The organism is Pseudomonas sp. R3.Fl (genome assembly GCF_023516765.1).
Lineage (GTDB): Bacteria > Pseudomonadota > Gammaproteobacteria > Pseudomonadales > Pseudomonadaceae > Pseudomonas > Pseudomonas citronellolis.
The window spans coordinates 7284666-7306290 of the sequence record NZ_JAMGSO010000001.1 but is presented as its reverse complement, the minus strand read 5'-3'; the positions used below and the strand labels follow the sequence as shown (position 1 = coordinate 7306290).

The 21625-nt window shown below is 69.0% G+C and carries 19 protein-coding genes; 3 read left to right on the top strand and 16 right to left on the bottom strand.

What is annotated here, in order from left to right:
* Positions 1-106: 106 nt before the first annotated feature.
* From M8R19_RS32240 to M8R19_RS32195, 10 genes are all read right to left on the bottom strand, one after another.
* Positions 107-688: a phage tail protein gene (locus M8R19_RS32240; protein ID WP_074980896.1), complete on the bottom strand. Its 582-nt coding sequence runs from the start codon at positions 686-688 to the stop codon at positions 107-109.
* 66 nt (positions 689-754) lie between these two features.
* Positions 755-1063 (bottom strand): DUF6916 family protein, encoded by a 309-nt coding sequence (locus tag M8R19_RS32235; RefSeq protein ID WP_074980897.1) that lies wholly within the window; start codon positions 1061-1063, stop codon positions 755-757.
* A gap of 16 nt (positions 1064-1079) precedes the next feature.
* Positions 1080-1487, bottom strand: a complete 408-nt coding sequence (locus M8R19_RS32230) for a GNAT family N-acetyltransferase (RefSeq protein WP_349654707.1) — start codon at positions 1485-1487, stop codon at positions 1080-1082.
* Between the two features lie 231 nt (positions 1488-1718).
* Positions 1719-2708: a sulfotransferase family protein gene (locus M8R19_RS32225; protein ID WP_249920031.1), complete on the bottom strand. Its 990-nt coding sequence runs from the start codon at positions 2706-2708 to the stop codon at positions 1719-1721.
* Positions 2693-3496 (bottom strand): aspartyl/asparaginyl beta-hydroxylase domain-containing protein, encoded by an 804-nt coding sequence (locus tag M8R19_RS32220; protein ID WP_249920030.1) that lies wholly within the window; start codon positions 3494-3496, stop codon positions 2693-2695. The genes M8R19_RS32225 and M8R19_RS32220 overlap by 16 nt, the downstream gene beginning before the upstream one ends.
* 41 nt (positions 3497-3537) lie before the next feature.
* On the bottom strand, positions 3538-5631 hold the full coding sequence (locus M8R19_RS32215) for an efflux RND transporter periplasmic adaptor subunit (RefSeq protein ID WP_116424446.1): 2094 nt from the start codon (positions 5629-5631) through the stop codon (positions 3538-3540).
* A complete protein-coding gene (locus tag M8R19_RS32210) occupies positions 5631-6947 on the bottom strand; it encodes an efflux RND transporter periplasmic adaptor subunit (protein WP_249920029.1) in 1317 nt (438 codons plus the stop codon). Before M8R19_RS32210 ends, M8R19_RS32215 begins: the two co-directional genes overlap by 1 nt.
* The gene (locus M8R19_RS32205) at positions 6944-7729 is read right to left on the bottom strand and encodes an efflux RND transporter periplasmic adaptor subunit (RefSeq protein ID WP_249920028.1); all 786 of its coding nucleotides are present in this window, start codon (positions 7727-7729) and stop codon (positions 6944-6946) included. The genes M8R19_RS32210 and M8R19_RS32205 overlap by 4 nt, the downstream gene beginning before the upstream one ends.
* Before the next feature lie 100 nt (positions 7730-7829).
* Positions 7830-8093 carry a DUF6021 family protein gene (locus M8R19_RS32200; RefSeq protein WP_245322926.1) on the bottom strand — a complete coding sequence of 88 codons (264 nt, stop codon included), beginning with the start codon at positions 8091-8093 and terminating at the stop codon, positions 7830-7832.
* Between the two features lie 79 nt (positions 8094-8172).
* The gene (locus tag M8R19_RS32195) at positions 8173-9057 is read right to left on the bottom strand and encodes a LysR family transcriptional regulator (protein WP_074980903.1); all 885 of its coding nucleotides are present in this window, start codon (positions 9055-9057) and stop codon (positions 8173-8175) included.
* A gap of 104 nt (positions 9058-9161) precedes the next feature.
* On the opposite strand from M8R19_RS32195, the gene M8R19_RS32190 reads away from it, so the two are divergent.
* Both M8R19_RS32190 and M8R19_RS32185 read left to right on the top strand, forming a co-directional pair.
* A complete protein-coding gene (locus M8R19_RS32190) occupies positions 9162-9884 on the top strand; it encodes a CTP synthase C-terminal region-related (seleno)protein (RefSeq protein WP_249920027.1) in 723 nt (240 codons plus the stop codon).
* Complete coding sequence (locus tag M8R19_RS32185; RefSeq protein WP_249920026.1) at positions 9881-10210, top strand: antibiotic biosynthesis monooxygenase family protein; 330 nt, start codon at positions 9881-9883, stop codon at positions 10208-10210. Before M8R19_RS32190 ends, M8R19_RS32185 begins: the two co-directional genes overlap by 4 nt.
* A 137-nt stretch (positions 10211-10347) precedes the next feature.
* Here the strand turns inward: M8R19_RS32185 and M8R19_RS32180 are convergent, their stop codons facing one another.
* Both M8R19_RS32180 and M8R19_RS32175 read right to left on the bottom strand, forming a co-directional pair.
* A complete protein-coding gene (locus M8R19_RS32180; protein WP_058489844.1) occupies positions 10348-10662 on the bottom strand; it encodes an AzlD domain-containing protein in 315 nt (104 codons plus the stop codon).
* Complete coding sequence (locus M8R19_RS32175) at positions 10659-11357, bottom strand: AzlC family ABC transporter permease (RefSeq protein WP_074980905.1); 699 nt, start codon at positions 11355-11357, stop codon at positions 10659-10661. Before M8R19_RS32175 ends, M8R19_RS32180 begins: the two co-directional genes overlap by 4 nt.
* Before the next feature lie 202 nt (positions 11358-11559).
* On the opposite strand from M8R19_RS32175, the gene M8R19_RS32170 reads away from it, so the two are divergent.
* A complete protein-coding gene (locus tag M8R19_RS32170) occupies positions 11560-12105 on the top strand; it encodes a C40 family peptidase (RefSeq protein WP_009621828.1) in 546 nt (181 codons plus the stop codon).
* A gap of 470 nt (positions 12106-12575) precedes the next feature.
* Here M8R19_RS32170 and M8R19_RS32165 read toward each other — a convergent pair whose 3' ends face one another.
* Genes M8R19_RS32165 through M8R19_RS32150 form a run of 4 tightly spaced genes read right to left on the bottom strand, consistent with a single transcriptional unit; the run spans position 12576 to position 21602 of the window.
* The gene (locus M8R19_RS32165) at positions 12576-14063 is read right to left on the bottom strand and encodes an efflux transporter outer membrane subunit (RefSeq protein ID WP_074980906.1); all 1488 of its coding nucleotides are present in this window, start codon (positions 14061-14063) and stop codon (positions 12576-12578) included.
* Positions 14060-17170 (bottom strand): multidrug efflux RND transporter permease subunit, encoded by a 3111-nt coding sequence (locus tag M8R19_RS32160; protein ID WP_249920025.1) that lies wholly within the window; start codon positions 17168-17170, stop codon positions 14060-14062. The genes M8R19_RS32165 and M8R19_RS32160 overlap by 4 nt, the downstream gene beginning before the upstream one ends.
* Complete coding sequence (locus M8R19_RS32155) at positions 17170-20295, bottom strand: MdtB/MuxB family multidrug efflux RND transporter permease subunit (protein ID WP_249920024.1); 3126 nt, start codon at positions 20293-20295, stop codon at positions 17170-17172. Before M8R19_RS32155 ends, M8R19_RS32160 begins: the two co-directional genes overlap by 1 nt.
* Complete coding sequence (locus tag M8R19_RS32150) at positions 20292-21602, bottom strand: MdtA/MuxA family multidrug efflux RND transporter periplasmic adaptor subunit (protein WP_074980909.1); 1311 nt, start codon at positions 21600-21602, stop codon at positions 20292-20294. Before M8R19_RS32150 ends, M8R19_RS32155 begins: the two co-directional genes overlap by 4 nt.
* Positions 21603-21625 lie beyond the last annotated feature (23 nt).

The window sequence follows — 21625 nt, the reverse complement described above, 5'->3', positions numbered from 1 at the left end:
GGGACCGGTGCCCCTGGCCTGCCGACGGGCAAGTGCCTGAACTACGTTGCGGAACGGGCGCCGTTGCCGGCGCCTGTCCGAAACCCTGGTGTTGCTGCCCCGTGCCTCAGTTACGGCTCGGGAAGATCCCTTCCAGGGCGATGATGAAGTTGATGCCCTGGAAGGGATTGCGGATAGCCACCGGCATGTTGTTGCCGACCGAGGCGGTCTGGCCGGTGACGTTGGCGTTGAAGGGCGCCAGCGTGGTGCTGCCCGGCGCCTGGGCATACACCTTCACTTCGGCGCCAGCGGTGTTGTCGACGGTGGTGGCCAGGACGCTGGTGTTCGAGGGCGACATGCTGGTGCCCTCGGTCGTGGCTACGGGGATCGAAACCGAGGCCGTGCCCGTGACCGTATGGGCGTGAGCCGGCAGGTTGTTGATGGTGAGGGTGATGGCCTCGCCGCCGCCGACCTGCCCCAGGTCCACAGGGCTCAGTCCAGGCTGCTGCCCGAAGCCGACCGGGCTGCGGCCACGCAGATCCGGCAGGGCGAAAGTCTGCACGCCGTTCCCGCCGTAGGTGACGCCGAGGATGGAAAACAACGCAGCGTTCTGCGCAATGCTCATAGTCTGCCCGTAACACAGGGCATAGCCCCTGGGCGCGAAATTGCCGCCGAACATCTTGATCTCACCGAGGAACGGATCACTCATTGCCTGCCTCTCCCTTGCCTGTCGCTATTGGGGCGGGCACTGCGCCCGCCGGAATCGGTAACCCCGTCATGCGGGGTTCTCCATGTGGAACACCGCCTGCAATACCTGGCGCCCGTGCTCGTCCGGCAGGCTCGGGCTCATCAGCAGCAGCCAGCCTTCGTCGCCCGGCGGCGACACGCGGAACACCGCCTGTTCGGCGCGCAGGCCGGACGGCAACGCGAAGTGCGCGGAGAAACACTGGTATCCGGGGCTCATCGCAATGCCGTCGATGACCTCCAGCAGTTCCACGTCTATCGTCTGCGCGGCATCGATCCACAGTTGAAAGGTCTTCCCCGTGGCCTGCTGCAGCGCTTCGCGGGTGGGCATCGGATACATGCGTGATTCCTGGCCTTCAGTGGCTGGTCGGACGGCTGCCGGAAGCCGGCCTCCGCATCTTCAGGTAGACCCCGTTCTCGCCCTCGACGACGAACCCGTGGCGCAGGTAGAGGCGTTGCGCCGGGTTGTAGTTCTCCACGTACAGGCCGACGCTGAGGCCTTGCGCGTCGGCCCGCCCCAGCCACTGGCGCAGCAGCGCGCCGCCGATGCCGCGGCCACAGGCCTCGGGCAGCAGGGCGAGATCGATGATCTGCAGGTGCTCGGGCCCCCAGAACAGGTAGGCGCGGCCGACCGACTGGCCACCGGCCTCGATCACGCAATAGTCCGCATCGGGGAAATGCGCCTGGTAGTAGCTGTGCTGGGCGTCGAACTGCTGGGAAAGGAAGGCGTCGATAGCTGCCGGGACCCAATCGACCTGGGCCATCTCGCCGGCTCGGGTGGAGGCGTATAGCGCACGCAGGAACGCCTGATCGGCGTCCACGAGAGGGCGAAGCTGCAACTCGAAAGTTGGCATGGCGTCGTGCATCCTTGCGACGGCCCCTCTTCGGGAGCCACATCCGTTATCGTTTTTGTGTTGAACCGAACGCTGGAAGCCTATCCGATGCTGAAGGCGTATCGCCAGTATTTACTGAAAGAAACGTAAACTTTTTCTCAATCACTCGTATGAATTCAACAGGCGCAGAGCCTCCAGCCTGTCATAAGGCTCCTGGGCCCAGCGCCGTACCGCCTCGCGGACCGCTTCTGTCGCGGACTCGCGCTTGTGCAGGCTGTCCGCGCTGAAGGCCTGCGACGGCTGCTTGGCGTCGACCGCGGCGATCTCCTGCAGCCGTGCCAGGTCGGCCTCGCGCACCCCGAACAATCCGCCCAGGCGGCCCCAGAGCGCGCCAGGCAGCTCGGTGTAGTTCAGCGCAATGCCGCCCTCCTCCCGGCACAGGCGCAAACCCCGCTCGAGGATCTGACCGACCATCCGGCAGCTGTATTCCAGCATCGGCATGTCCTGCCCGCCCGGCAGCGCCTCATCCAGCCCCGATGGCCCCAGCAGCCCCGGCACCCGCTGCATGCCCGGCTGGCGCAACTGCGAGACGACGATCTCCAGCGGGTCGCGATAGAGGAAGAGGCGCGGCGTGTCCGGGTACAGCCCGCACAGCAGCGAGGCCTCGAAGACGTTCCAGGCGTCGAGCTTCACCAGCAGCCGCCCTTCCCCGCCCAGGCGGCGCTGGCCATAGGCGGAAAACAGCGCGCGCACCCAGTCCGCCTGCCGCCCGGCCACGCCGGGGTCGCGGTAATGCGCGCGCAGCACGGCATCCAGCGGTGGCGGTTCGGAAAGCACGGTGTGGCGCGGCAACCCGGCAAGCATCTGCGCCAGCAGCGTCGAACCGCAGCGCGAGGCATGGAAGATCAGTACGCCGGGCGCAAGTCCCGGGCTGGCCCGCCGCCAGTCGAGCAAGGCGTCGACGGCGGTCTCGCGGCGAAACGCCTGGTTGAACGGCAGGCGCAGCGCCTGCTCGACGTCGTCGCGGAAGAACGGCCGGGTCGGCGCCCGGTCACCGAACCAGCACCAGTCCACCCGCCATTCGCCGTCCCGCGGCCAGATGCGGATGGGCAGCCAGCCATCCAGGGTTGCGCAGGTCATCGTACCGTCCATTGTTCGCTCCAGGCCTGGCGCCCCTGGCGCATCGCCGCCCGCACTTCCGCCTCGGCGAAGCACAGGCCCGCGGCTTCACCCTGGCGGATGGCTTCGCGGATGAAGGCCTGGGCATCGACGCATTCGCGCAGGCGCCGCGCCAGGGCCGCATCCTGCTCCACCCGCCGACGAAACTCGAGGAATGCCCGCACCGCGCGGCCCGGCAGCAGCTCAGGCGTGCCCTCCAGCCCCTGCTCGACGAGCGCCAGCAGCCAGGGCTCGGGCGCACAGTCCAGCACCAGGTGGATGCGCGCCTGCGTGCTGGGGTTGTCCACCCGGTGGGGTCGCGACAGGTCGAGGAACCAGCATTCCCCCGGACGCATCGGCACCTGCAAGCCGTCGAGCAGGAACTCCACCGCCTCCGCGCTGCGCAGTGGCACGTGCAGGCGCAGATCGCCGCCGGGCATCCCCAGGTCGGGATCGCAATGCTCGTGGATCCGCGCCCCGGGCCCGAGGCGCAGCAGGCGCGCGCTGCGCACGCTGCTGTGGAAGACGCCCAACAGCTGGTGCCAGGCTGCCTCCTGCTGCCACCAGTCGCTGGCGCGGGGCGCGCCATGGCCGGGAGCCAGCGGCAAGGGGGCATCGACCGCCGAAATCAGCGCCACGCCGCTCCAGTCGCCTTCGTAGTAGCCACTGTTGAAATGATGCTGCCAGGCCCCGGGCTCCACCCGGTCCAGAGCCGCCAGCAGCGGCGGCAGGTCGATGGCGATGGGCAGGCGCGAACAGCTTGGCCGGGGCTTGTCTGGCATGGACGGTTTCCTTGTCTCTCAACGGGCGGCGCCGTGCCGCGTCAGAATCCACTCTCGCGCACGCCCAGCGCGGCCAGGCGCCGCCAGGCGTAGCCGAGCACCGACTGGCCACGTCCATCCAGCACCACGACGCCGCGCAGGGGCTGTGCGGGCGCCTGCGGCGCATCCAGCAGGCTCAGGCGCACACCGTACTGGGCCTGCACCGGCTCCGCGCGCTGCTGGGCATCGCGGCGCACGGCGATCGGGCCCTGGTGATCGGAACTCAGGGCCTCCAGCTCGAGGAAGGCCACGCCGTTGGCGTCGACGCTGTCCAGCCGCACCGCCAGGGCCGGGCGCGCCGGATCGTCGGCGATGAAACGCCCGTCGGCCCCCGCCGCCACGCGCCATAGGTCATCTTCGGCCAGGTAGCCGCGCAGGCGCAGGCCGGGCTCGACCACGCGCACCAGGGTGTCGGCGGGCTTCAGCCAGCGCCCCGGCTCCAGGTCCGGCAGCAGGTCGCGCACCACCCCGGCTTGCGGCGCGCGCAGCTGCAAGCGCTCGCGCTGGGCGGCGAAGCCGCGGTACTCGGCCACGGCCTCGGCCAACTGCTGTTCGAGAATGCCGGCATCGGCCGCCGTTTCGCTGCGGCCGGACTGGCGGCGCAGCTGCAACTGGAGGATGTCGATCTTGTGCCGGGCGATGGCCTGGCGCGAATCCAGGTCGGGAGACTCCAGCTCCAGCAGCAGGTCGCCCTGCGCCACGGCCTGGCCATCCTTCACGTACGACTGCTTCAGGCGCGCCGCCACCGGCGCGTGCAGGGCGTTGGTGCGCACCGCCTCCAGCAGCGCCGGCACCTCGACCGAACTGCGCCAGGGCAGCACCAGCAACGCCAGTACGGCCAGCAGGCCGGCACCGCTGAGCAGGACCTTGCCCGGAGCGGCCTGGTCGCGGCGTCGCCACCACTCGTGCAGTTCCTTCCAGATCGGCAGGCCGAGGAACCAGACCAGCTCCACCAGCATGAGGAAGATCCCCAGCACCTTGAAGAACAGGTGGTACACCGCCAGGGCGATGCCGAAGAACAGCACAGCGCGCCACAGCCAGGAACCGTAGCCCCAGACCAGCAGACGCCGCGCCATCGACGGCGACCAGGGCTCCGGCGCCGGCTCGCCGTAGCCGAACAGCGCCTCGCGCAGGCGCCAGCGGCACAGCGCAAAGGCCCGTGCCTGGAGGTTCTCCACGCCCCACAGGTCGCTGAGCAGGAAATAGCCGTCGAAGCGCATGAAAGGGTTGAGGTTGATCGCCAGGGTGGTGATCCAGGTGGCGCTGGCCAGCATGAACGCGGACGTCCGCAACGGCCCGTCCGGCAGCAACGACCAGGCGAGCAGCGCCAGCACCGCCAGCACCAGCTCGGCGAGCACGCCGCCGGCGCCGATCAGCAGGCGCGAGCGGCGGTCGTTGACGCGCCAGGCGTCGCTGACGTCGGTGTAGAACATCGGCAGCAGCACCATGAACGCCACGCCCATGCTCTGTACCCGGCAGCCGGCGCGCTTGGCCATGAACGCATGGCCGAACTCGTGGCAGAGCTTGGCGAAGGTCAGGGCCACGCCGAAGGCCAGCGCGCCACCGAAGCTGAACAGGTGCGGGAAGGTGGCGATGAAGCGCTCCCAGTCGCGCGCCACCAGGAATACGCCCAGCCCCAGCACCAGCGGCAGCCCCCAGCGCAGCAACCAGCCGCCATGGCGCGCCAGCAGCGGCCAGGCGCGGTTGAGGAAGACATCCGGACGCCACAGCGGCACCCGGAAGAACAGGTACTGATGCAGCACGCGACGCCACAGGCTCTGGCGCAAGGCGCCCGCCTTGGCGCCATAGCTGGCCCGCTGCTCGGCATCGACGGCGGCGATCAGGTCATGGCCGCGGAGGAAGCGCAGCAGTTCCTCCAGCTCGGCCTCGCCCAGCGGCCCGCCGGTTTCCGCATTGGCAGCCTCCAGCACCCGCCGCGGGTCGCCCAGCGACCAGTGCCGGAGCAGGCGGACGGCAGCGGCCCCGAGCTTGAAATAGCGCCCGCGCAGCGGGTCGGCCAGGGTCCATTGCGGCGAGCCGTCGAAGCCCGCCGCAGCCGGCGACAGGCTCAGGTCGGGGCGCAGTGCCGGCAACATCAGAAACCGAGCCTCTGGCGCAGCGCCGCCAGGGGCCGGCGCAACAGGTAGTAGGCCAGCGGCGCACGCTCACCCGACAACTTGGCCGTGCCGCGCAGGCCGATACGCGGCGGCGCGTCGAGGAAGGCCGCGTCCAGGCGATAGGCCAGTTGCCCGGCAGCCGTGGCCTGGGCCTCGTAGGCGGAGCGTTCGAGACGGGCGGCCTGGCGGTTCAGCGGATCGCTGTCGAGGAACAGCGCGACCTCGGCCCCCGGCGCCAGGGCGATGGCATCGCCCACCGGCAGTTCGATGCGCAGCTCGGCCTGGGCCGGGTCGGCAATCTGCATCAAGCGCTCGCCGGTCTGCACCGGCCTGCCGGTCCAGCGCTCGGCATCGGCGAACACCGCAATGCCGGCGCGCTCGGCGCGTACTTCGCTGCGGGCCAGCAACTGGCGGGCGTAGTCCAATTCGGCACGCTTCTGCTCCACGCGGGCGGCCAGCAGGTCGATCCGCGCGCTGGATTCGGCGTCGGTGAACGCCCGCTGGGTGCTGGACTTCAGCTCGGCCTCGGCAACCCCCAGGGCGCGCTCGGCGACATCGGCCTGGGCCTTGAGGCTGGTGGCCTCGAAGCGCACCAGCAGATCGCCGGCGGCCACCGGTTGGTTGGGCTTGACCAGGAATTCGGCGATCACCCCGTCCAGCGGCGCGGCGACCACCCGCCCGCCCAGGGGCACGACTTCCGCGGGCGCCAGCACCGACTGGCGCACCGGCAGCAGGAGCAACAGGCAAAGCGCGCCGGCGATCGCCAGCACCTTCTTCTTCGGCCAGCGCAGGCGCCAGGGCTTGCGCGGCTGCAAGGCCAGCCAGGCATGGGCATAGGTGCCACCGAGCTGGTTCAACAGCGCCTGCTCGGCCTCGCTGAAGGGGCGCTCACGGGCCAGCCAGAGCCCACCGAACACCTCGCCGCTGCGGTCCAGCAACGGCAGCCAGTAGGCCTGGGCCACCGACAAGGCCTGCCAGTCGGCCCGGCTATCGCCATCCAGGCTTTCGCTATCGACGGCGCCGGCGAAGCCCAGCTGCGCCTTCGCCTGCAATTGCCCGACGGCGCGCTCGACGAAAGCCACGAATGGCGCATTGGGCTCCACCACGCTGACACCGGTAAGCGCGCGGACCTTGCCGGCGATCAGCAGGGCCGCATGGTGGTAGCCGAACAGCAGTTGGCCATCGTTGACCATGGAGAAGGCCAGTTGCTCGGTGCTGGCGGCCTCGCGCGCCTGGCGCTCGAGGCCGAGGAACTGGGCGAAGACCCGCTCGGCGCCGCCGACGGCTGCGTTCATGGGTTCTCCGCGAATTGCGCGGTGCCGCTCATGCCCGCCACCAGGCCGTCGCCGGCCGGAGCGCTGGCGATCAGCAGCAGGGTCTGGCTGGCTTCGTCGATGCGCGCGCCCAGGCGTTTTATCTCCACCTGCAGCGGCTGGCCGGTTTCGTCCGGGGTGAAGCTGAAATGCTGGCCGGGCTTGAGCTTGGCCAGCCAGCGCGAGGGCACCAGCAGGCGGATCTCCAGGCTGCGGTTGTCGACGATCTCCAGCAGCGGCGCGCCGCTGGCCACGCTCTCGAACGGCTGCGCCTTGCGCTGCACCACCTGGCCATCGTAGGGAGCCTGCACGCTGCAGCGGCGCACCTGTACCTGGTAGACCTGGGCCTGGGCCTGGGCTTCGGACTGCTTGGCCTCGGCCAGGGCCACTTCATAGCGGCCGACGGAGTTCAGCGAGGCCAGCTGGCGATTGTGCGAGAGTTCTTCGCCGGCGGCCCGCACCGCGGCCTGGGCGGCATTGAGCTGGGCCTGGTAGGCAGAGCAGTCGAAGCGCACCAGCACGTCGCCCTTGTGGAAGGCCTGGCCTTCGGCGAACGGCATTTCCAGGATGCGCCCGGCCAGTTCGCTGGACAGCATCGCCTGCTCGCGGGCATGCAACACGCCACGGACTTCACGCTTGGCGCCTGCCGAGCCGTCCACGGCCGGTAGCGGCAACAGCGGGTCCGGCGCCGCCTCCTGCGCAGCCTGCGCCTGCCCTGCCAGTCCTACCACGATCGATATCGCGTACCACATGCGCCTCTGCATTCCCTGCCCTCCACGACCGGATGCGCGGAGTCTAAGGGAGTGGCGTTCTGTAGGAAATGGCCTTCTGCCATTTCGCCTGACGGACTTCTCCCGCCGCGAGTCAGTCGCCGTAAGGCGGGTATTGCTCGCCCGGCGCGCGTTTGTGGCGCTGCGGGCTGGGGCCTTCGCGGGGTGGGTGAGGTGGCTGCGGCGGGTCGATCTGCGGGTCGGCCAGGTCCGGCGAGTCGGGGTCGAAGCCCAGACTCCTGACGATTTCCGCGTCCTGCTCGGCGTCCTGCGGGTAGCCCGGCAGACCGCGGGCGGCGTTTTCGCCGTCGCGTTGCGGCCAGGGTTTGCCCAGCCATTTGTGCAGAGTCGGGTTCATGGCGACCTCCGGTTGATGCGGCGATGGCCATTGGAGGACGATGGCGGGCGCAGGTTCGCTCTTTTCGTCGGACAGCCGTTCAATGTCCGGCCGGCGGTGGCAGACGGATGTGCCGCGCCAGTTCCTCGAACAGCGTGACCACGGTGCGCAGGGCCCGGCAGTCCGGCCGCGTCAGCAGCCACAGCGCAGTGGCGCAACCCGGCAGGTCGGGCCGCAGCACGCGCAGGCCGTCACCTTCGCGCAGCAGGTAGTCCGGCAGCGCCGCCAGGCCCAGGCCGGCGCGGCACAGTTCGAGCACCGAGAGGATGCTGCCGCAACGGTAGGCCGGGGTGAGCGCCGGGTACAGCTGGCGGCGCCAGGCGACGCTGGGGTGGTCGGGCATGAATTCGTCCGGGGCGATCCAGCTCAGTTCGCTCCAGTCGCGCCCGGCCTGGGCGGCCAGGTAGCTTTCGTGGGCGCACAGGGCGTAGCGCACCTCGCCCAGGCAGCGGCCCACCAGGTAGTCCGGCGGCGCGGTGGTCAGGCGCAGGGCGACGTCGGCATCGCGCCGGCTGAGGTTGGCGAAGGCGTTGGAGGTGGAAAGCTCCAGGTGCAGGCCGGGGTAGCCGCCCATGAAATGACCCAGCGCCGGCAGCAGCAGGCCGTGCAGCACGGCGTCGGTGCAGGTCAGGCGCACCGTGCCGCTGAGCACTTCGCGGCCCTGCTCCAGGCCCACCCGCGCCGCCTCCAGGGCCTGCTCGGCCAGTTCTGCCTGGCGCGCCAGCTGTTGCGCGGTGGCGCTGGGCAGGTAGCCGGCGCGGCCCTTCTCGAACAGCGCCATGCCCAGGGCCTTCTCCAGCCGGCGCACCGCGCGGAACACCGTGGACACGTCCACTGCCAGCAGTTCCGCCGCCCGCGCCAGGCTGCCGCCGCGCACCAGGGCCAGTACCAGGGAAAGGTCGGCGTATTCCAGTCGATATTGCATTGGCGCACTCTTAAATTGCGCAACCGCCCATTTCGATTGCATCGGCGCAACTATAAATTGCCCGGAGAAGCCCGCCAACGGGCGCCAGCGCAGGGGAACGAGCGATGCGGAAGGTGCGGAAACTACTGCGGATCGGCCTGATCGGCGACCGCGACAGCCGGGTCACCGCGCACTGGGCCATTCCCCTGGCGCTGCAGCAGTCGCTGCTGCCCCACGCCGGCGCCCTGCGCCTGGAGTGGCTGGATACCGAGCGGCTGGCCAACGGCCTGGCGCTGGACGCCTACTCCGGCTTCTGGTGCACCCCCGGCAGCCCCTACCGCAGCACCGAGGGCGCGCTACGCGCCATCACCTACGCGCGCACCCGCGGCGTGCCCTACCTGGGCACCTGCGCCGGCTTCCAGCACGCGCTGCTGGAGCGAGCCCGCAACGTCCTGGGCTGGGACGACGCCGCCCACGGCGAGGTCGAACCGCGCGCAGCGCGGCCGGTGATCCACGCCCTGCCCTGTTCGCTGATCGAGGTGCGCGAGGACATCCGCCTGCAGCCCGGCTCGCGCCTGGCCAGCGTCTACGGCAAGCCGAGCATCCGCGAAGGCTATCGCTGCAGCTATGGCGTCAACCCGGATTACCAGGCGACGCTGTTCGACAGTGGCCTGCACGCCACCGCCCACGGCGAGGACGGCAGCATCCGCGCCCTGGAGGCCAGCGACCATCCGTTCTTCGTCGCCACCCTGTTCCAACCCGAGCGCAAGGCCCTGGCCGGGGTCAGCGTGCCGCTGGCCGAAGCCTTCCTGCGCGCCGCCAACCAGTACGCCAGGAGCGCAGCATGACCGCCACGACGCCGGAGCCGCCCTACTTCGCGGTGATCTTCACCTCGCTGCGCACGCCGCTGGAAGCCGGTTATGGCGAGGCGGCCGAGCGCATGCTCGAACTGGCCGCGGGGCAGCCGGGGTTTCTTGGGGTGGAGTCGGCGCGTGGAGAGGATGGGCTGGGGATCACGGTGTCGTACTGGCAGGACGAAGACAGCATTCGCCGGTGGCGGGAGAATGCCGAGCACAAGCTGGCGCGTGAAGGTGGGCGGCGGGATTGGTACGAGCGCTTTCGCGTGCGGGTGGCGAGGGTCGAGCGGGCCTATGGATTTGAGCGTCAGGGCTGAAGGCTTTTCGTAGGAGCGAGCTTGCTCGCGAATGAGCCCCGCAGCGGAGTCTGTTCGCGAGCAAGCTCGCTCCTACATTATGACGATTACGCCCACCACCGAACCTACCTGTAGGAGCGCGCCCTGCGCGCGATTCGCTACAACCACCAACGCAACAGGAAGAACACCCCCATGCTGAGCAACACGCTGAGCAGCGTGTTGCGCGTCCACAGCACCAGCCCCACCGCCACCAGCGAACCCAGCAGGTAGGGGTTGTCCGGGCGCAGGTTCAGCTGGTGCTCGGGCAAGAACACGATGGGCCCGCAGATGGCCGTGAGCATGCCCGGCACGGCGAAGCCGAGGAACTGCCGGACGTTGCTGCCCAGGCGGATGGGCAGGCGCGGTTCGAGGAACACGTAGCGGTTGAAGAAGACGATCAGCCCCATGCCGATGATCACGGCCCAGACCATCATGCCGACCTCCCGCTGAACTTGTTGCAGACAAAGCCCGCGGTCATGCCCGCCAGGCCCGCGAGCACCAGGGCCGAGCCCAGTTGCCAGTAGCTGAACAGCACCGAGCAGAACAGCGACACCGCCACGCAGACCACCGTCGGCACGCTGCGCACCACCGGCGCGATCAGCGCCACGAAGGTGGCGGCTACCGAGAAGTCCAGGCCCAGGTGCTCCAGGCCCGGGATGCTGCTGCCCAGTAGCACGCCGGCCAGGGTGAAGAGGTTCCAGGCCACGTAGAAGGTCAGGCCCACGCCCAGGGCGTACCAGCGGTTGAAGGTCTCGCGGTCGTGCTGGCTGGTCAGGGCGAAGAATTCGTCGGTGAGCAGGAAGCCCAGTCCCAGGCGCCAGCGCCCGGGCAGTCCGGCGATCACCGGGCGCATGCTCATGCCGTAGAGCAGGTGCTGCGAGGTCAGCAGCAGCGTGGTGATCATGATCGAGAAGAACCCGGCGCCGCCCTTGAGCATGCCGATGGCCACCAGTTGCGCGGCGCCGGCGAAGACGATGGCCGACAGGCCCTGGCCGTGCAGCGGCGAAAGGCCGGCCTCGATGGCCAGCGAGCCGGCCAGCAGGCCCCAGGGCAGCACCGCGATGGACAGCGGCATGATGGCGATGGCGCCCTTGAGGAAGGCGCGGGAGGGAAGCAGTTGTTCTGACATGGATGACGCTTTCGAGGCAGTAAGGCGCCCAGCTTGGCAGAAACCTTCGTCGCCCGCCTTGAACGTTCTTGCGCACTTGCCAGTGGCACATCGGAAAGTGTTAGGCACTTTCTGCCTGGAGTAGATGAATTTTCCGACTGACCGTTCGTAGGCCGATACCTAGGATGGCTGCAGCTCCCACTACCTCCTTGCGGTCCCTGTCGTGCGTATCTTCCTGCTGTCGTTGTTCTGCCTGTTTCCCCTGGCCACATCGGCCGATCTGCTGGACGCGCCGACCTGGCGCAGCTACCAGGCGCAGGAAGGCGCCCTGACGCAGTTCTTCCGCCCCGGCGCGCAGCCCGGCCTGAAGCCCGGCGCCCCGGACGGCGACATGCACCGCCTGCTGCAGAGCGCGCAGGAACTGGTGGGCACGCCGTACCGCTGGGGAGGTACCTCGGCGAAAACCGGCTTCGATTGCAGCGGCCTGCTGGTCTACCTGTTCCGCAAGGAGATCGGCCTGGAACTGCCACGCACCACCCGCTCGATGATCCGCCAGAAGCACCGCCAGGTGCCGCGCCACGCGCTCAAGCCGGGGGATGCGGTGTTCTTCAGCCACAACGGCGGCGCGCGGGTCAGCCATGTCGGGCTGTACCTGGGCGATGACCGCTTCATCCATGCGCCGCGCAGTGGCAAGTCGGTGCGCATCGATTCGTTGAGCAACAATTATTGGGATCGTAATTTCACTACGGCGCGGCGGTTCAGGCACTGAAGGCACGCCCACGCCATTCCCCTGTCCGCGATGTGCATCGGACTCGCACCGGGGGCGGATCGCGGATAAATCCGCTCCTACAAGATGCAGGAGAAACCGCCATCTGCACGGCTGAAGGCATTCACTTGTAGGAGCGGACCTTGTCCGCGATAACCGGACATATCGGCGCGATTCGCGGATGAGATCCGCTCCTACGCCGCCCCACCTGCGCTGTTTTCTGGGTTCCCGCGTTCGCGGGAATGACGGGATTAGGATTCGTGTTTTCCGACGTCATTCCCGCGAACGCGGGAACCCAATAGACAGGCTGTAGGGCGCATAACGCCTCCCACGGGCGAACGGTTATTCGCCCTACGCCATCGCGGGCAGGGCCCGCTCCTACAGGTCCGGCAGCGATGTGGATCGAGACCGGACCGGGATAGACCACACGTTACAGGCGAACACGGTTTTTCGTAGGAGCGGTTCGGCGCAGGTCAATCGGCCTTGGCCGCCTTCTCGCCTTCGGCGGCGATCTGGCCGGCGTCCCAGCCGCCGCCCATGGCGGCTATCAGTTGCACGCTGGCCACCAGGCGGTTGCCGTAGAGGCTCAGGACGTTGCGCTCGTTGGACAGCGCGGTGGTCTGGGTGGTGACCACGCTGTTGTAGTCCACGGTGCCGGCCTTGTACTGGTTGCTGGTCAGGCGCAGGGCTTCGCGGGCGGCGTCCAGGGCTTCGTTCTGCGCCCCGCTCTCCTCTTCCAATACCTTGAGCTGGACCATGTAGTCCTCCACCTCGCGCATGCCGTCGAGCACGGTCTGGCGGTAGCTGGCCACGGTCTGGTCGTAGCTGGCCTCGGCCTGTTCCACCTGGGAGGAAATCAGGCCGCCGTCGAACAGCGTCATGGCGAACTGCGGGCCGATGGACCAGTAGCGGTTGGGCGTCTCGATCCAGTCGTGGAAGCTGCCGCTGCGGTAGCCGCCGGCGGCGCTGAGGGTCAGGTCCGGGTACCAGGCGGCCTTGGCTACGCCGATCTTGGCGTTGGCCGAGATCACCTGGCGTTCGGCGGAGGCGATGTCCGGGCGCCGCTCCAGCAGTTGCGAGGGCACCAGCGCCGGGATCGGCGGCAGCTTCGGTACCTGGCCGGTGGCGGCCAGGCCGAAGTTGGCCGGGGCCTGGCCCACCAGCACGGCGATGGCGTGCTCCAGCTGCGCGCGCTGGTACTTGAGGTCGATGGCCTGGGCCTCGGTGCTCTTGAGCTGGGTGCGCGCCTGGGCCACGTCGGCCTTGGTGACGATGCCGGCGTTGTACTGGTTGGTGGTGAGCTTGAGCGCGCGCTCGTAGGCCTCGACCGTGTCGTTGAGCAGCTTGATCTGCTGGTCCATGACGCGCAGCTGCAGGTAGTTCTGCGCCAGTTGCGACTGCAGCGACAGGCGCGAGGCGGCCAGGTCCGCGGCGCTGGCGTCGCGGCTGGCGGTGTCGGCTTCCAGCTGGCGGCGCAGCTTGCCCCACAGGTCCAGTTCCCAGCTCACGCCCAGGCTCGCGCTGTAGCTGTTGCTGATGCCGCCGCTGCCGCCACTGCTGACCGTGGAGCCATCGGGCAGGCGCACGCTGCCGCTGCCACTGCCGCCCTGGCCGGAGCGGGTCTTGCCGACGTCGGCGCTGATGGTCGGGAAGAAGGAGGCGCGCGAGCCCTTCACCAGGGCCGCGGCCTGGCGGTAGGAGGCCTCGGACTGCGCCAGTGTCTGGTTGGCCTTGAGCAGGCGCTGCTGCAGATCATCCAGCACCGGGTCGGCGTACAGCGTCCACCACTGGCCATGGCCCGCCAGGTCGGCCGGCTGCGCCTGGCGCCAGCCCTCGCCTTCCTTGAAGGCGGCCGGCACGCTCAGCTCGGGGCGCTTGTAGTCGGGGCCGACCGCGCAGCCGGCGAGCGCCGCGCACAGCGCCAGGGCGAGCAGGCTGCGGGATGGGTTCGGGCGGTTCATAGCGGAGTCTCCAGGGCGCCGTCGGTGCGCACGCCGCGCTTCTGGTTGACCCAGTGACGCAGGCGGTCGAGGTAGAGGTAGACCACGGGGGTGGTGTAGAGGGTGAGCAGCTGGCTGCCGATCAGGCCGCCGACGATGGTCATGCCCAGCGGGCGGCGCAGCGCGGCGTCGCCGCCGATGCCGAAGATCAGCGGCAGCGCGCCGAGGATGGCGGCCAGGGTGGTCATCATGATCGGCCGGAAGCGCTTCATGCAGGCTTCGAGGATGGCTTCGCGCGGCGACAGGCCGAGGGTGCGTTCGGCGTCCAGGGCGAAGTCGATCATCATGATGGCGTTCTTCTTGACGATGCCGATCAGCAGGATCACCCCGATCAGCGCGATCAGCGACAGCTCGGTGCGGAACAGCATCAGCGTAAGCAGCGCGCCCACGCCCGCCGAGGGCAGCGTGGAGAGGATGGTCAGCGGGTGCACGTAGCTTTCGTAGAGGATGCCCAGGACGATGTAGACCGCCACCAGCGCCAGCAGGATCAGCCAGGGCATGTCGTTCTGGGTGTCCTGCACGGCGCCGGCGTTGCCTTCGAAGCTGGCCTGGATCTCCAGCGGCAGGTGCAGCGGCTCCAGCGCCGCCATCACCGCGTCGCGGGCCGGGCCGATGAGCGCGCCGGGGGCCAGGTTGAAGGAGAAGGTGGTGGCGGCGAACTGCCCCTGGTGGTTGACCGCCAGCGGCGCGCGGCTGGGCTCCACGTGGGTGAAGGCCGACAGCGGCACCTGCTGGCCGTCGGCGCCGATCACGTAGACCTGGCGCAGCTCTTCGGGTGTCTGCTGGAACGGCTGGTCCACCTCCATCACCACGTGGTACTGGTTCAGCGGGTTGAAGATGGTCGACACCTGGCGCTGGCCGTAGGCGTTGTTCAGCACCGCGTCCACCGCCGCCACGTCGATGCCGAGGCTGGCCGCGCGGTCGCGGTCGATCACCAGGCGGCTCTGCACGCCCTTGTCCTGGGCGTCGCTGTTGACGTCCACCAGCTGCGGGACCTTGTTCAGCACCGCCTCGACCTTCGGCGCCCAGTCGCGCAGCAGGGTGAGGTCGTCGCTGCGCAGGGTGAACTCGTACTGCGCGTTGCTCTGCCGGCCGCCGATGCGCACGTCCTGGCCGGCGGTGAGGTAGAGGTTGGCGCCGGGGATTTCCGCCAGCTTCTTGCGCAGCCGCGCGACTATGGCCTCGGCGGAGTCGCGCTCGGTGATGGGTTTGAGGGTGACGAAGAAGGAGCCGGTGTTGCTCGACTGCCACTTGCCGCCGCCGACGAAGCCGAGCACGTTATCCACCCCCGGGTCCTGGGAAAGGATGTTGCGGAACTCCGCCATCTTGCGGTCCAGGGCCTGGAAGGAAATGCTCTGGTCGGCCACCGCGAAGCCGCGCAGGCGCCCGGAGTCCTGCTGCGGCAGGAAGCCCTTGGGCACGATGGCGAACAGGTAGAGGTTCAGCGCGATGCAGCCGAACATGATCACCACCATCAGCCGCGAGTGCTCCAGCGCCCAGGCGAGGCTGGCGCGGTAGCGCAGCATGAAGGCGACGAAGTAGCGGTTGCTCTGCCGCGCCACCGAGGCCTTCTGCGGCCGCTCGGCGCGGCGCAGCAGGCGCGCGCAGAGCATGGGCGTGAGCGTCAGGGAAACCAGCAGCGAGACCAGGATGGCCGCCGCCAGGGTCACCGAGAACTCGCGGAACAGCCGCCCGGTGATGCCGCCCATGAGCAGCAGCGGGATGAACACCGCCACCAGCGAGAGGGTCATCGACAGCACCGTGAAGCTCACCTCGCGGGCGCCGCGGATGGCCGCCCGGACCGGATGGTCGCCCTCCTCGATGCGCCGGGCGATGTTCTCCACCACGACGATGGCGTCGTCCACCACGAAGCCGGTGGCGATGATCAGCGCCATCAGCGACAGGTTGTTCAGCGAGAAGCCGCACAGGTACATGACGGCGAAGGTGCCCACCAGCGACACCGGCACCGCCAGGCTGGGGATCAGCGTGGCGCGGCCGTTGCGCAGGAACAGGTAGACCACCAGGATCACCAGCAGCACCGAGATCACCAGGGTCAGCTCGGCCTCCTCCAGGGAGGAGCGGATCGACGGGCTGCGGTCGTCCATGACGCTGAGCTTGACCTGCGGGCCGAGCACGTCCTGGATGATCGGCAGTTGCGCGTGGATGGCGTCGGTGGCCTCGATGATGTTGGCGCCGGGCTGGCGGGTGACGATCAGCAGCACGGCCGGCAGGTTGTCGGAGAAACCGGCGTTGCGCACGTCCTCCACCGAGTCGCTGACCTTGGCCACGTCGTGCAGGCGCACCGCGGCGTTGGTCTCGGCGTTGTAGTGGATGATCAGCGGCGCGTACTCGCTGGCCTTGCGCAGCTGGTCGTTGGCGTCCACCTGCCAGTGCCGCTCGCCGAACTCCAGGGCGCCCTTGGGCCCGGTGGCGTTGGTGTTGTCGATGGCGGTGCGCACCGTGTCCAGGGAAATGCCGTAGTGGCTGAGCTGGTCCGGGTTGACGTCCACCCGCACCGCCGGCAGCGAGGAGCCGCCGATGCTCACCTGGCCCACGCCCTTCACCTGGGACAGCTTGGGCGAGACGATGGTCGAGGCCAGGTCGTACATCTGCCCGCGGGTGTAGGTGTCCGAGGTCAGGGTGAGGATCATGATCGGCTGGTCCGACGGGTTCGCCTTGCGGTACGTCGGGTTGTTCGGCATGCCGGTGGGCAGCAGGCTCATGGCCGCGTTGATCGCCGACTGCACCTCGCGGGCGGCGCCGTCGATGTCCTTGGACAGGTCGAACTGGATGATGACGGTGGTGTTGCCCAGGGAGCTGGTGGAGGTCATGTCGGTGACCCCGGCGATGCGCCCCAGCGAACGCTCCAGCGGCGTGGCCACGGTGCTGGCCATGGTCTCCGGGCTGGCGCCGGGCAGCGCCGCCTGCACCACGATGGTCGGGAAATCGACGTTGGGCAGCGGCGCCACCGGCAGCAGGCCGAAGGACAGCGCCCCGGCCAGCAGCAGCGCCAGGGTCAGCAGGATGGTCGCGACCGGCCGCAGGATGAACGGGCGGGAGATGTTCATCAGCCCTGCTCCAGGCCTTCGTCGGGGCTGTTCACGTCCAGCCCGTGGCGCTTGCGCCAGTTGGCCCAGCGCAGCGCCAGGCGGTCGAAGTAGAGGTAGATCACCGGGGTGGTGAACAGCGTCAGCAACTGGCTCAGCAGCAGGCCGCCGACCATGGTCACGCCCAGCGGCTGGCGCAGCTCGGCGCCGGCGCCGCCGGCGAGCATCAGCGGCAGCGCGCCCAGCAGCGCGGCCATGGTGGTCATCAGGATCGGCCGGAAGCGCAGCAGGCAGGCCTGGTAGATGGCCTCATGGGGCGGCTTGCCCTCGTTGCGTTCGGCGTCCAGGGCGAAGTCGATCATCATGATCGCGTTCTTCTTGACGATGCCGATCAGCAGGATGATGCCGATGATCGCCACGATGCCGATGTCCTGCCCGGCCAGCATCAGCGCCAGCAGCGCGCCCACGCCGGCCGAGGGCAGCGTGGAGAGGATGGTCACCGGGTGGATGAAGCTCTCGTAGAGGATGCCCAGCACGATGTACATGGTGACGATGGAAGCCAGCACCAGCAGCAGGGTGTTGGACAGCGACGCCTCGAAGGCCTCGGCGGCGCCGCGGAAGCTGCCTTCCAGGCTGGCCGGCATCTGCATCTGCGCCTCGACGTCGCGGATGGCCTGCACCGCCTCGCCCAGGGCCACGCCCTTGGCCAGGTTGAAGGACAGCGTCGCCGAGGGGAACTGGGCGATGTGGTTGACCGCCAGCAGGGTGTGGCGCTCTTCCACCCTGGCTAGGCTCGACAGGCGCACCTGGGTGCCGTCGCTGGCCGGCACGTAGAGGTTCTCCAGCGACTGCGGGCCGAGCTGGAAGTCCGGCGCCACCTCCAGCACCACGCGGTACTGGGTGGCCTGGGTGAAGATGGTGGAGATCAGCCGCTGGCCGAAGGCGCTGTAGAGCACGCTGTCGATGCTCGACAGGCTCACGCCCAGGCGCGAGGCGGTGTCGCGGTCGATGTCGATGTAGGCCTGCAGGCCCTTGTCCTGCCAGTCGCTGGCCACGTCGGCCAGTTGCGGCAGCTGCTGCAGGCGTTCCACCAGCTTCGGCACCCATTCGGCGAGCACCTCGGGGTCGGCGTCCTGCAGGGTGAACTGGTACTGGGTGCGGGCGATGCGGTCCTCGATGGTGAGGTCCTGCACCGGCTGCAGGTACAGCTTGATGCCGGCGACCTTGTCCAGCTCCGGCTGCAGGCGGCGGATCACCTCGCTGGCGGTGAGGTCGCGCTCGCTGTGGGGCTTGAGGTTGATCAGCATGCGCCCGGTGTTGAGGGTGGCGTTGCTGCCGTCGACGCCGATGAAGGACGACAGGCTCTCCACGTCCGGGTCGGCCAGGACCACCCTGGCCAGTTCCTGCTGGCGGCTGGCCATGGCCTGGAAGGAGATCGACTGCGGCGCCTCGGCGATGCCCTGGATCACCCCGGTGTCCTGCACCGGGAAGAAGCCCTTGGGCATGAACAGGTAGAGCGCGGCGGTCAGCAGCAGGGTGCCGATGGCCACCAGCAGGGTCAGCCCCTGGTGGCGCAGCACCACGCGCAGGGCGGCGGCGTAGCGCTCGATCATGCGTTCGATGAAGCGCCCGGCGGCGCGGGCGAAGCGGCCCTCCTGCTCCGGCTCGATGTGCTTGAGCAGCTTGGCGGCGAGCATCGGCGTGAGGGTCAGGGAGACGAAGCCGGAAATCAGGATGGCCACCGCCAGGGTCACGGCGAACTCGCGGAACAGTCGCCCGGCCACATCGCCCATGAACAGCAGCGGGATGAGTACGGCGATCAGCGAGAAGGTCAGCGAGATGATGGTGAAGCCGATTTGCCTGGAACCCTTGAGCGCCGCTTCCAGGGGGCTGTCGCCCTGCTCCAGGTAGCGGGCGATGTTCTCCACCATGACGATGGCGTCGTCCACCACGAAGCCGGTGGCGATGGTCAGCGCCATCAGCGTCAGGTTGTTGATGGAGAAGCCGGCCAGGTACATGACGCCGAAGGTGCCGATCAGCGACAGCGGCACGGCGAAGCTGGGGATCAGGGTGGCCGAGAGGTTGCGCAGGAACAGGAAGGTGACCATCACCACCAGGCACACGGCGAGGAACAGCTCGAACTGCACGTCGGCCACCGAGGCGCGGATGGTGGTAGTACGGTCGGTGAGCACCGTGACTTCCAGGTTGCCCGGCAGGGTCGCCTGCAGCTGCGGCAGCATCTTCTTGACGCTGTCCACCACCTCGATGACGTTGGCCCCCGGCTGGCGCTGGATGTTCAGCACCACCGCCGGGGTGTTGTTGGCCCAGGCGGCCAGGCGCACGTTCTCGGCATCGTCCTCGACGCTGGCGACGTCGCGCACGCGCAGCGGCGAGCCGTTCTTGTAGGCGATGATCAGGTCGCGGTAGGCGTCGGCGGACTTGAGCTGGTCGTTGGCGTCGAGGGTCGAGGAGCGCGTCGGGCCGTCGAAGCTGCCCTTGGGCCCGTTGAGGTTGTTGCTGGTGATGGTGCTCTGCAGGTCTTCCAGGCTCAAGCCGGCGGCGGCCAGGGCCGCGGGGTTGGCGCGGATGCGCACGGCCGGGCGCTGGCCGCCGCTGATGCTGACCAGGCCGACGCCGGAGATCTGCGAGATTTTCTGCGCGAGGCGCGTATCGACCAGGTCCTGGATCTTCGGCAGCGGCATGTCCGGGGACATCACCGCCAGGGTCAGGATGGGCGCGTCGGCCGGGTTGACCTTGCTGTACACCGGCTGGTTGGGCAGGTCCTTGGGCAGCAGGCTCTGCGCGGTGTTGATCGCCGCCTGCACCTCCTGCTCGGCCACGTCCAGGTCGACCTGCAGGCTGAACTGCAGGGTGATCACCGAGGCGCCGCCGGAGCTGGTGGAGGACATCTCGTTGAGGCCCGGGATCTGCCCCAGCTGGTTCTCCAGCGGCGCGGTGACCGAGGAGGTCATGATGTCCGGGCTGGCGCCGGGGTACAGGGTGACCACCTGGATGGTCGGGTAGTCCACCTCCGGCAGCGCCGAGATCGGCAGGAAGCGGTAGGCGATGATGCCCGACAGCAGGATCGCCACCATCAACAGCGTGGTGGCGACCGGCCGCAGGATGAACAGGCGCGACGGGTTCATTCGCTCTTACCGCTGTCCTGGGCCGGGGAGCCCGAGCCGAAGGGTTTCGGCGAGGCCGCCTCGCCCTCCTCGGTGGCGGCGGCGCGGGCCTGTTCGTCGCTGGCGACTATGTGCAGGAGGGTGCCGTCGCGCAGGCGGTCGGTGCCCTCCACCACCACGCGCTGGCCTTCCTTCAGGCCCTCGGTGATGACCACCCGCTCGTTCTCGCTGGTGCCCAGGCCGACCAGCTGGCGCTTGGCCTTGTTCCCGGCGTCGGCGATGTACACGTAGGTGCCGTCGTTGCCGCGCTGCACGGCGTTGGCCGGGATGGTCAGCACGCCATGCAGGGTTTCGGCGAGCAGGCGCACGTTGACGAACTGGTTGGGGAACAGCTTCTGGTCGGCGTTCTCGAAGGCGGCCTTGAGCTTGACCGTGCCGGTGGTGGTGTCGATCTGGTTGTCGAGGGTCTTGAGCACGCCGCTGGCGAGGGTCAGGTTCTGGTTGCGGTCCAGCGCCTCCACCGGCACCGGCTGGGAGCCGGAGAGCTGGCGGGCGACGGTGCCCAGCTGCTGCTGCGGCAGGCTGAACACCACGGAGATCGGCTTGACCTGGGTGATCACCACCAGCGGCGTGGTGTCGCCGGAGGTGACCAGGTTGCCGACGTCCACCTGGCGCAGGCCGACGCGGCCGGAGATAGGCGCGCGCACCTGGGTGAATTCGAGGTTGAGCTTGGCGTCGTCGACCTGGCCCTGGTTGGTGCGCAGGGTGCCCTCGTACTGGCGCACCAGGGCTTCCTGGGTGTCGAGGGTCTGCTTGGCGATGGAGTCTTCGGCGTACAGGCCTTTGTAGCGCGCCAGGTCGATCTGCGCGTTCTTCAGCTGCGCCTGGTTCTGCTGCAGGGTGCCCACCGCCTGGTCCAGCGCCGCCTGGAAGGGCCGCGGGTCGATCACCGCGAGGACGTCGCCGGCCTTGACCTGCTGGCCTTCCTGGAACGGCACCTTGACCAGCTGGCCACTGACCCGCGCGCGCACGTTCACCGTGTTGTAGGCAGTGACGGTGCCCAGCGCATGGTAGTGCACCGGCAGGTCGCCCTTGGCCACCGGCGCCACGCTGACGGTGATGGCCGTGCCGCCACCCTGCCCGCCCGGCCCGCGCCCGGCCATGGCCGCTCCGCGTCCGCCGCGCCCGCCGCCGGCCTGGGGCTCCGGCGCCGAACTGGTCTTGTGCAGCCACATGCTCAGCCCCACCACAGCGGCGAAGACGGCGGCGGTGATCAGCCAGGGGCGCAGCTTGCGGAGTTTCGAGGGCGTTCCATTGCTTGGAGTCATAGCGGTCATCAGGCGGCCAAAGG

Excerpts from the sequence above, each read along its gene's own strand:
- M8R19_RS32240 (WP_074980896.1), bottom strand. The coding sequence starts at position 688 with ATGAGTGATCCGTTCCTCGGTGAGATCAAGATGTTCGGCGGCAATTTC.
- M8R19_RS32235 (WP_074980897.1), bottom strand. The coding sequence starts at position 1,063 with ATGTATCCGATGCCCACCCGCGAAGCGCTGCAGCAGGCCACGGGGAAG.
- M8R19_RS32230 (WP_349654707.1), bottom strand. The coding sequence starts at position 1,487 with ATGGCCCAGGTCGATTGGGTCCCGGCAGCTATCGACGCCTTCCTTTCC.
- M8R19_RS32225 (WP_249920031.1), bottom strand. The coding sequence starts at position 2,708 with ATGGACGGTACGATGACCTGCGCAACCCTGGATGGCTGGCTGCCCATC.
- M8R19_RS32220 (WP_249920030.1), bottom strand. The coding sequence starts at position 3,496 with ATGCCAGACAAGCCCCGGCCAAGCTGTTCGCGCCTGCCCATCGCCATC.
- M8R19_RS32215 (WP_116424446.1), bottom strand. The coding sequence starts at position 5,631 with ATGTTGCCGGCACTGCGCCCCGACCTGAGCCTGTCGCCGGCTGCGGCG.
- M8R19_RS32210 (WP_249920029.1), bottom strand. The coding sequence starts at position 6,947 with ATGAACGCAGCCGTCGGCGGCGCCGAGCGGGTCTTCGCCCAGTTCCTC.
- M8R19_RS32205 (WP_249920028.1), bottom strand. The coding sequence starts at position 7,729 with ATGCAGAGGCGCATGTGGTACGCGATATCGATCGTGGTAGGACTGGCA.
- M8R19_RS32200 (WP_245322926.1), bottom strand. The coding sequence starts at position 8,093 with ATGAACCCGACTCTGCACAAATGGCTGGGCAAACCCTGGCCGCAACGC.
- M8R19_RS32195 (WP_074980903.1), bottom strand. The coding sequence starts at position 9,057 with ATGCAATATCGACTGGAATACGCCGACCTTTCCCTGGTACTGGCCCTG.
- M8R19_RS32190 (WP_249920027.1), top strand. The coding sequence starts at position 9,162 with ATGCGGAAGGTGCGGAAACTACTGCGGATCGGCCTGATCGGCGACCGC.
- M8R19_RS32185 (WP_249920026.1), top strand. The coding sequence starts at position 9,881 with ATGACCGCCACGACGCCGGAGCCGCCCTACTTCGCGGTGATCTTCACC.
- M8R19_RS32180 (WP_058489844.1), bottom strand. The coding sequence starts at position 10,662 with ATGATGGTCTGGGCCGTGATCATCGGCATGGGGCTGATCGTCTTCTTC.
- M8R19_RS32175 (WP_074980905.1), bottom strand. The coding sequence starts at position 11,357 with ATGTCAGAACAACTGCTTCCCTCCCGCGCCTTCCTCAAGGGCGCCATC.
- M8R19_RS32165 (WP_074980906.1), bottom strand. The coding sequence starts at position 14,063 with ATGAACCGCCCGAACCCATCCCGCAGCCTGCTCGCCCTGGCGCTGTGC.
- M8R19_RS32160 (WP_249920025.1), bottom strand. The coding sequence starts at position 17,170 with ATGAACATCTCCCGCCCGTTCATCCTGCGGCCGGTCGCGACCATCCTG.
- M8R19_RS32155 (WP_249920024.1), bottom strand. The coding sequence starts at position 20,295 with ATGAACCCGTCGCGCCTGTTCATCCTGCGGCCGGTCGCCACCACGCTG.
- M8R19_RS32150 (WP_074980909.1), bottom strand. The coding sequence starts at position 21,602 with ATGACTCCAAGCAATGGAACGCCCTCGAAACTCCGCAAGCTGCGCCCC.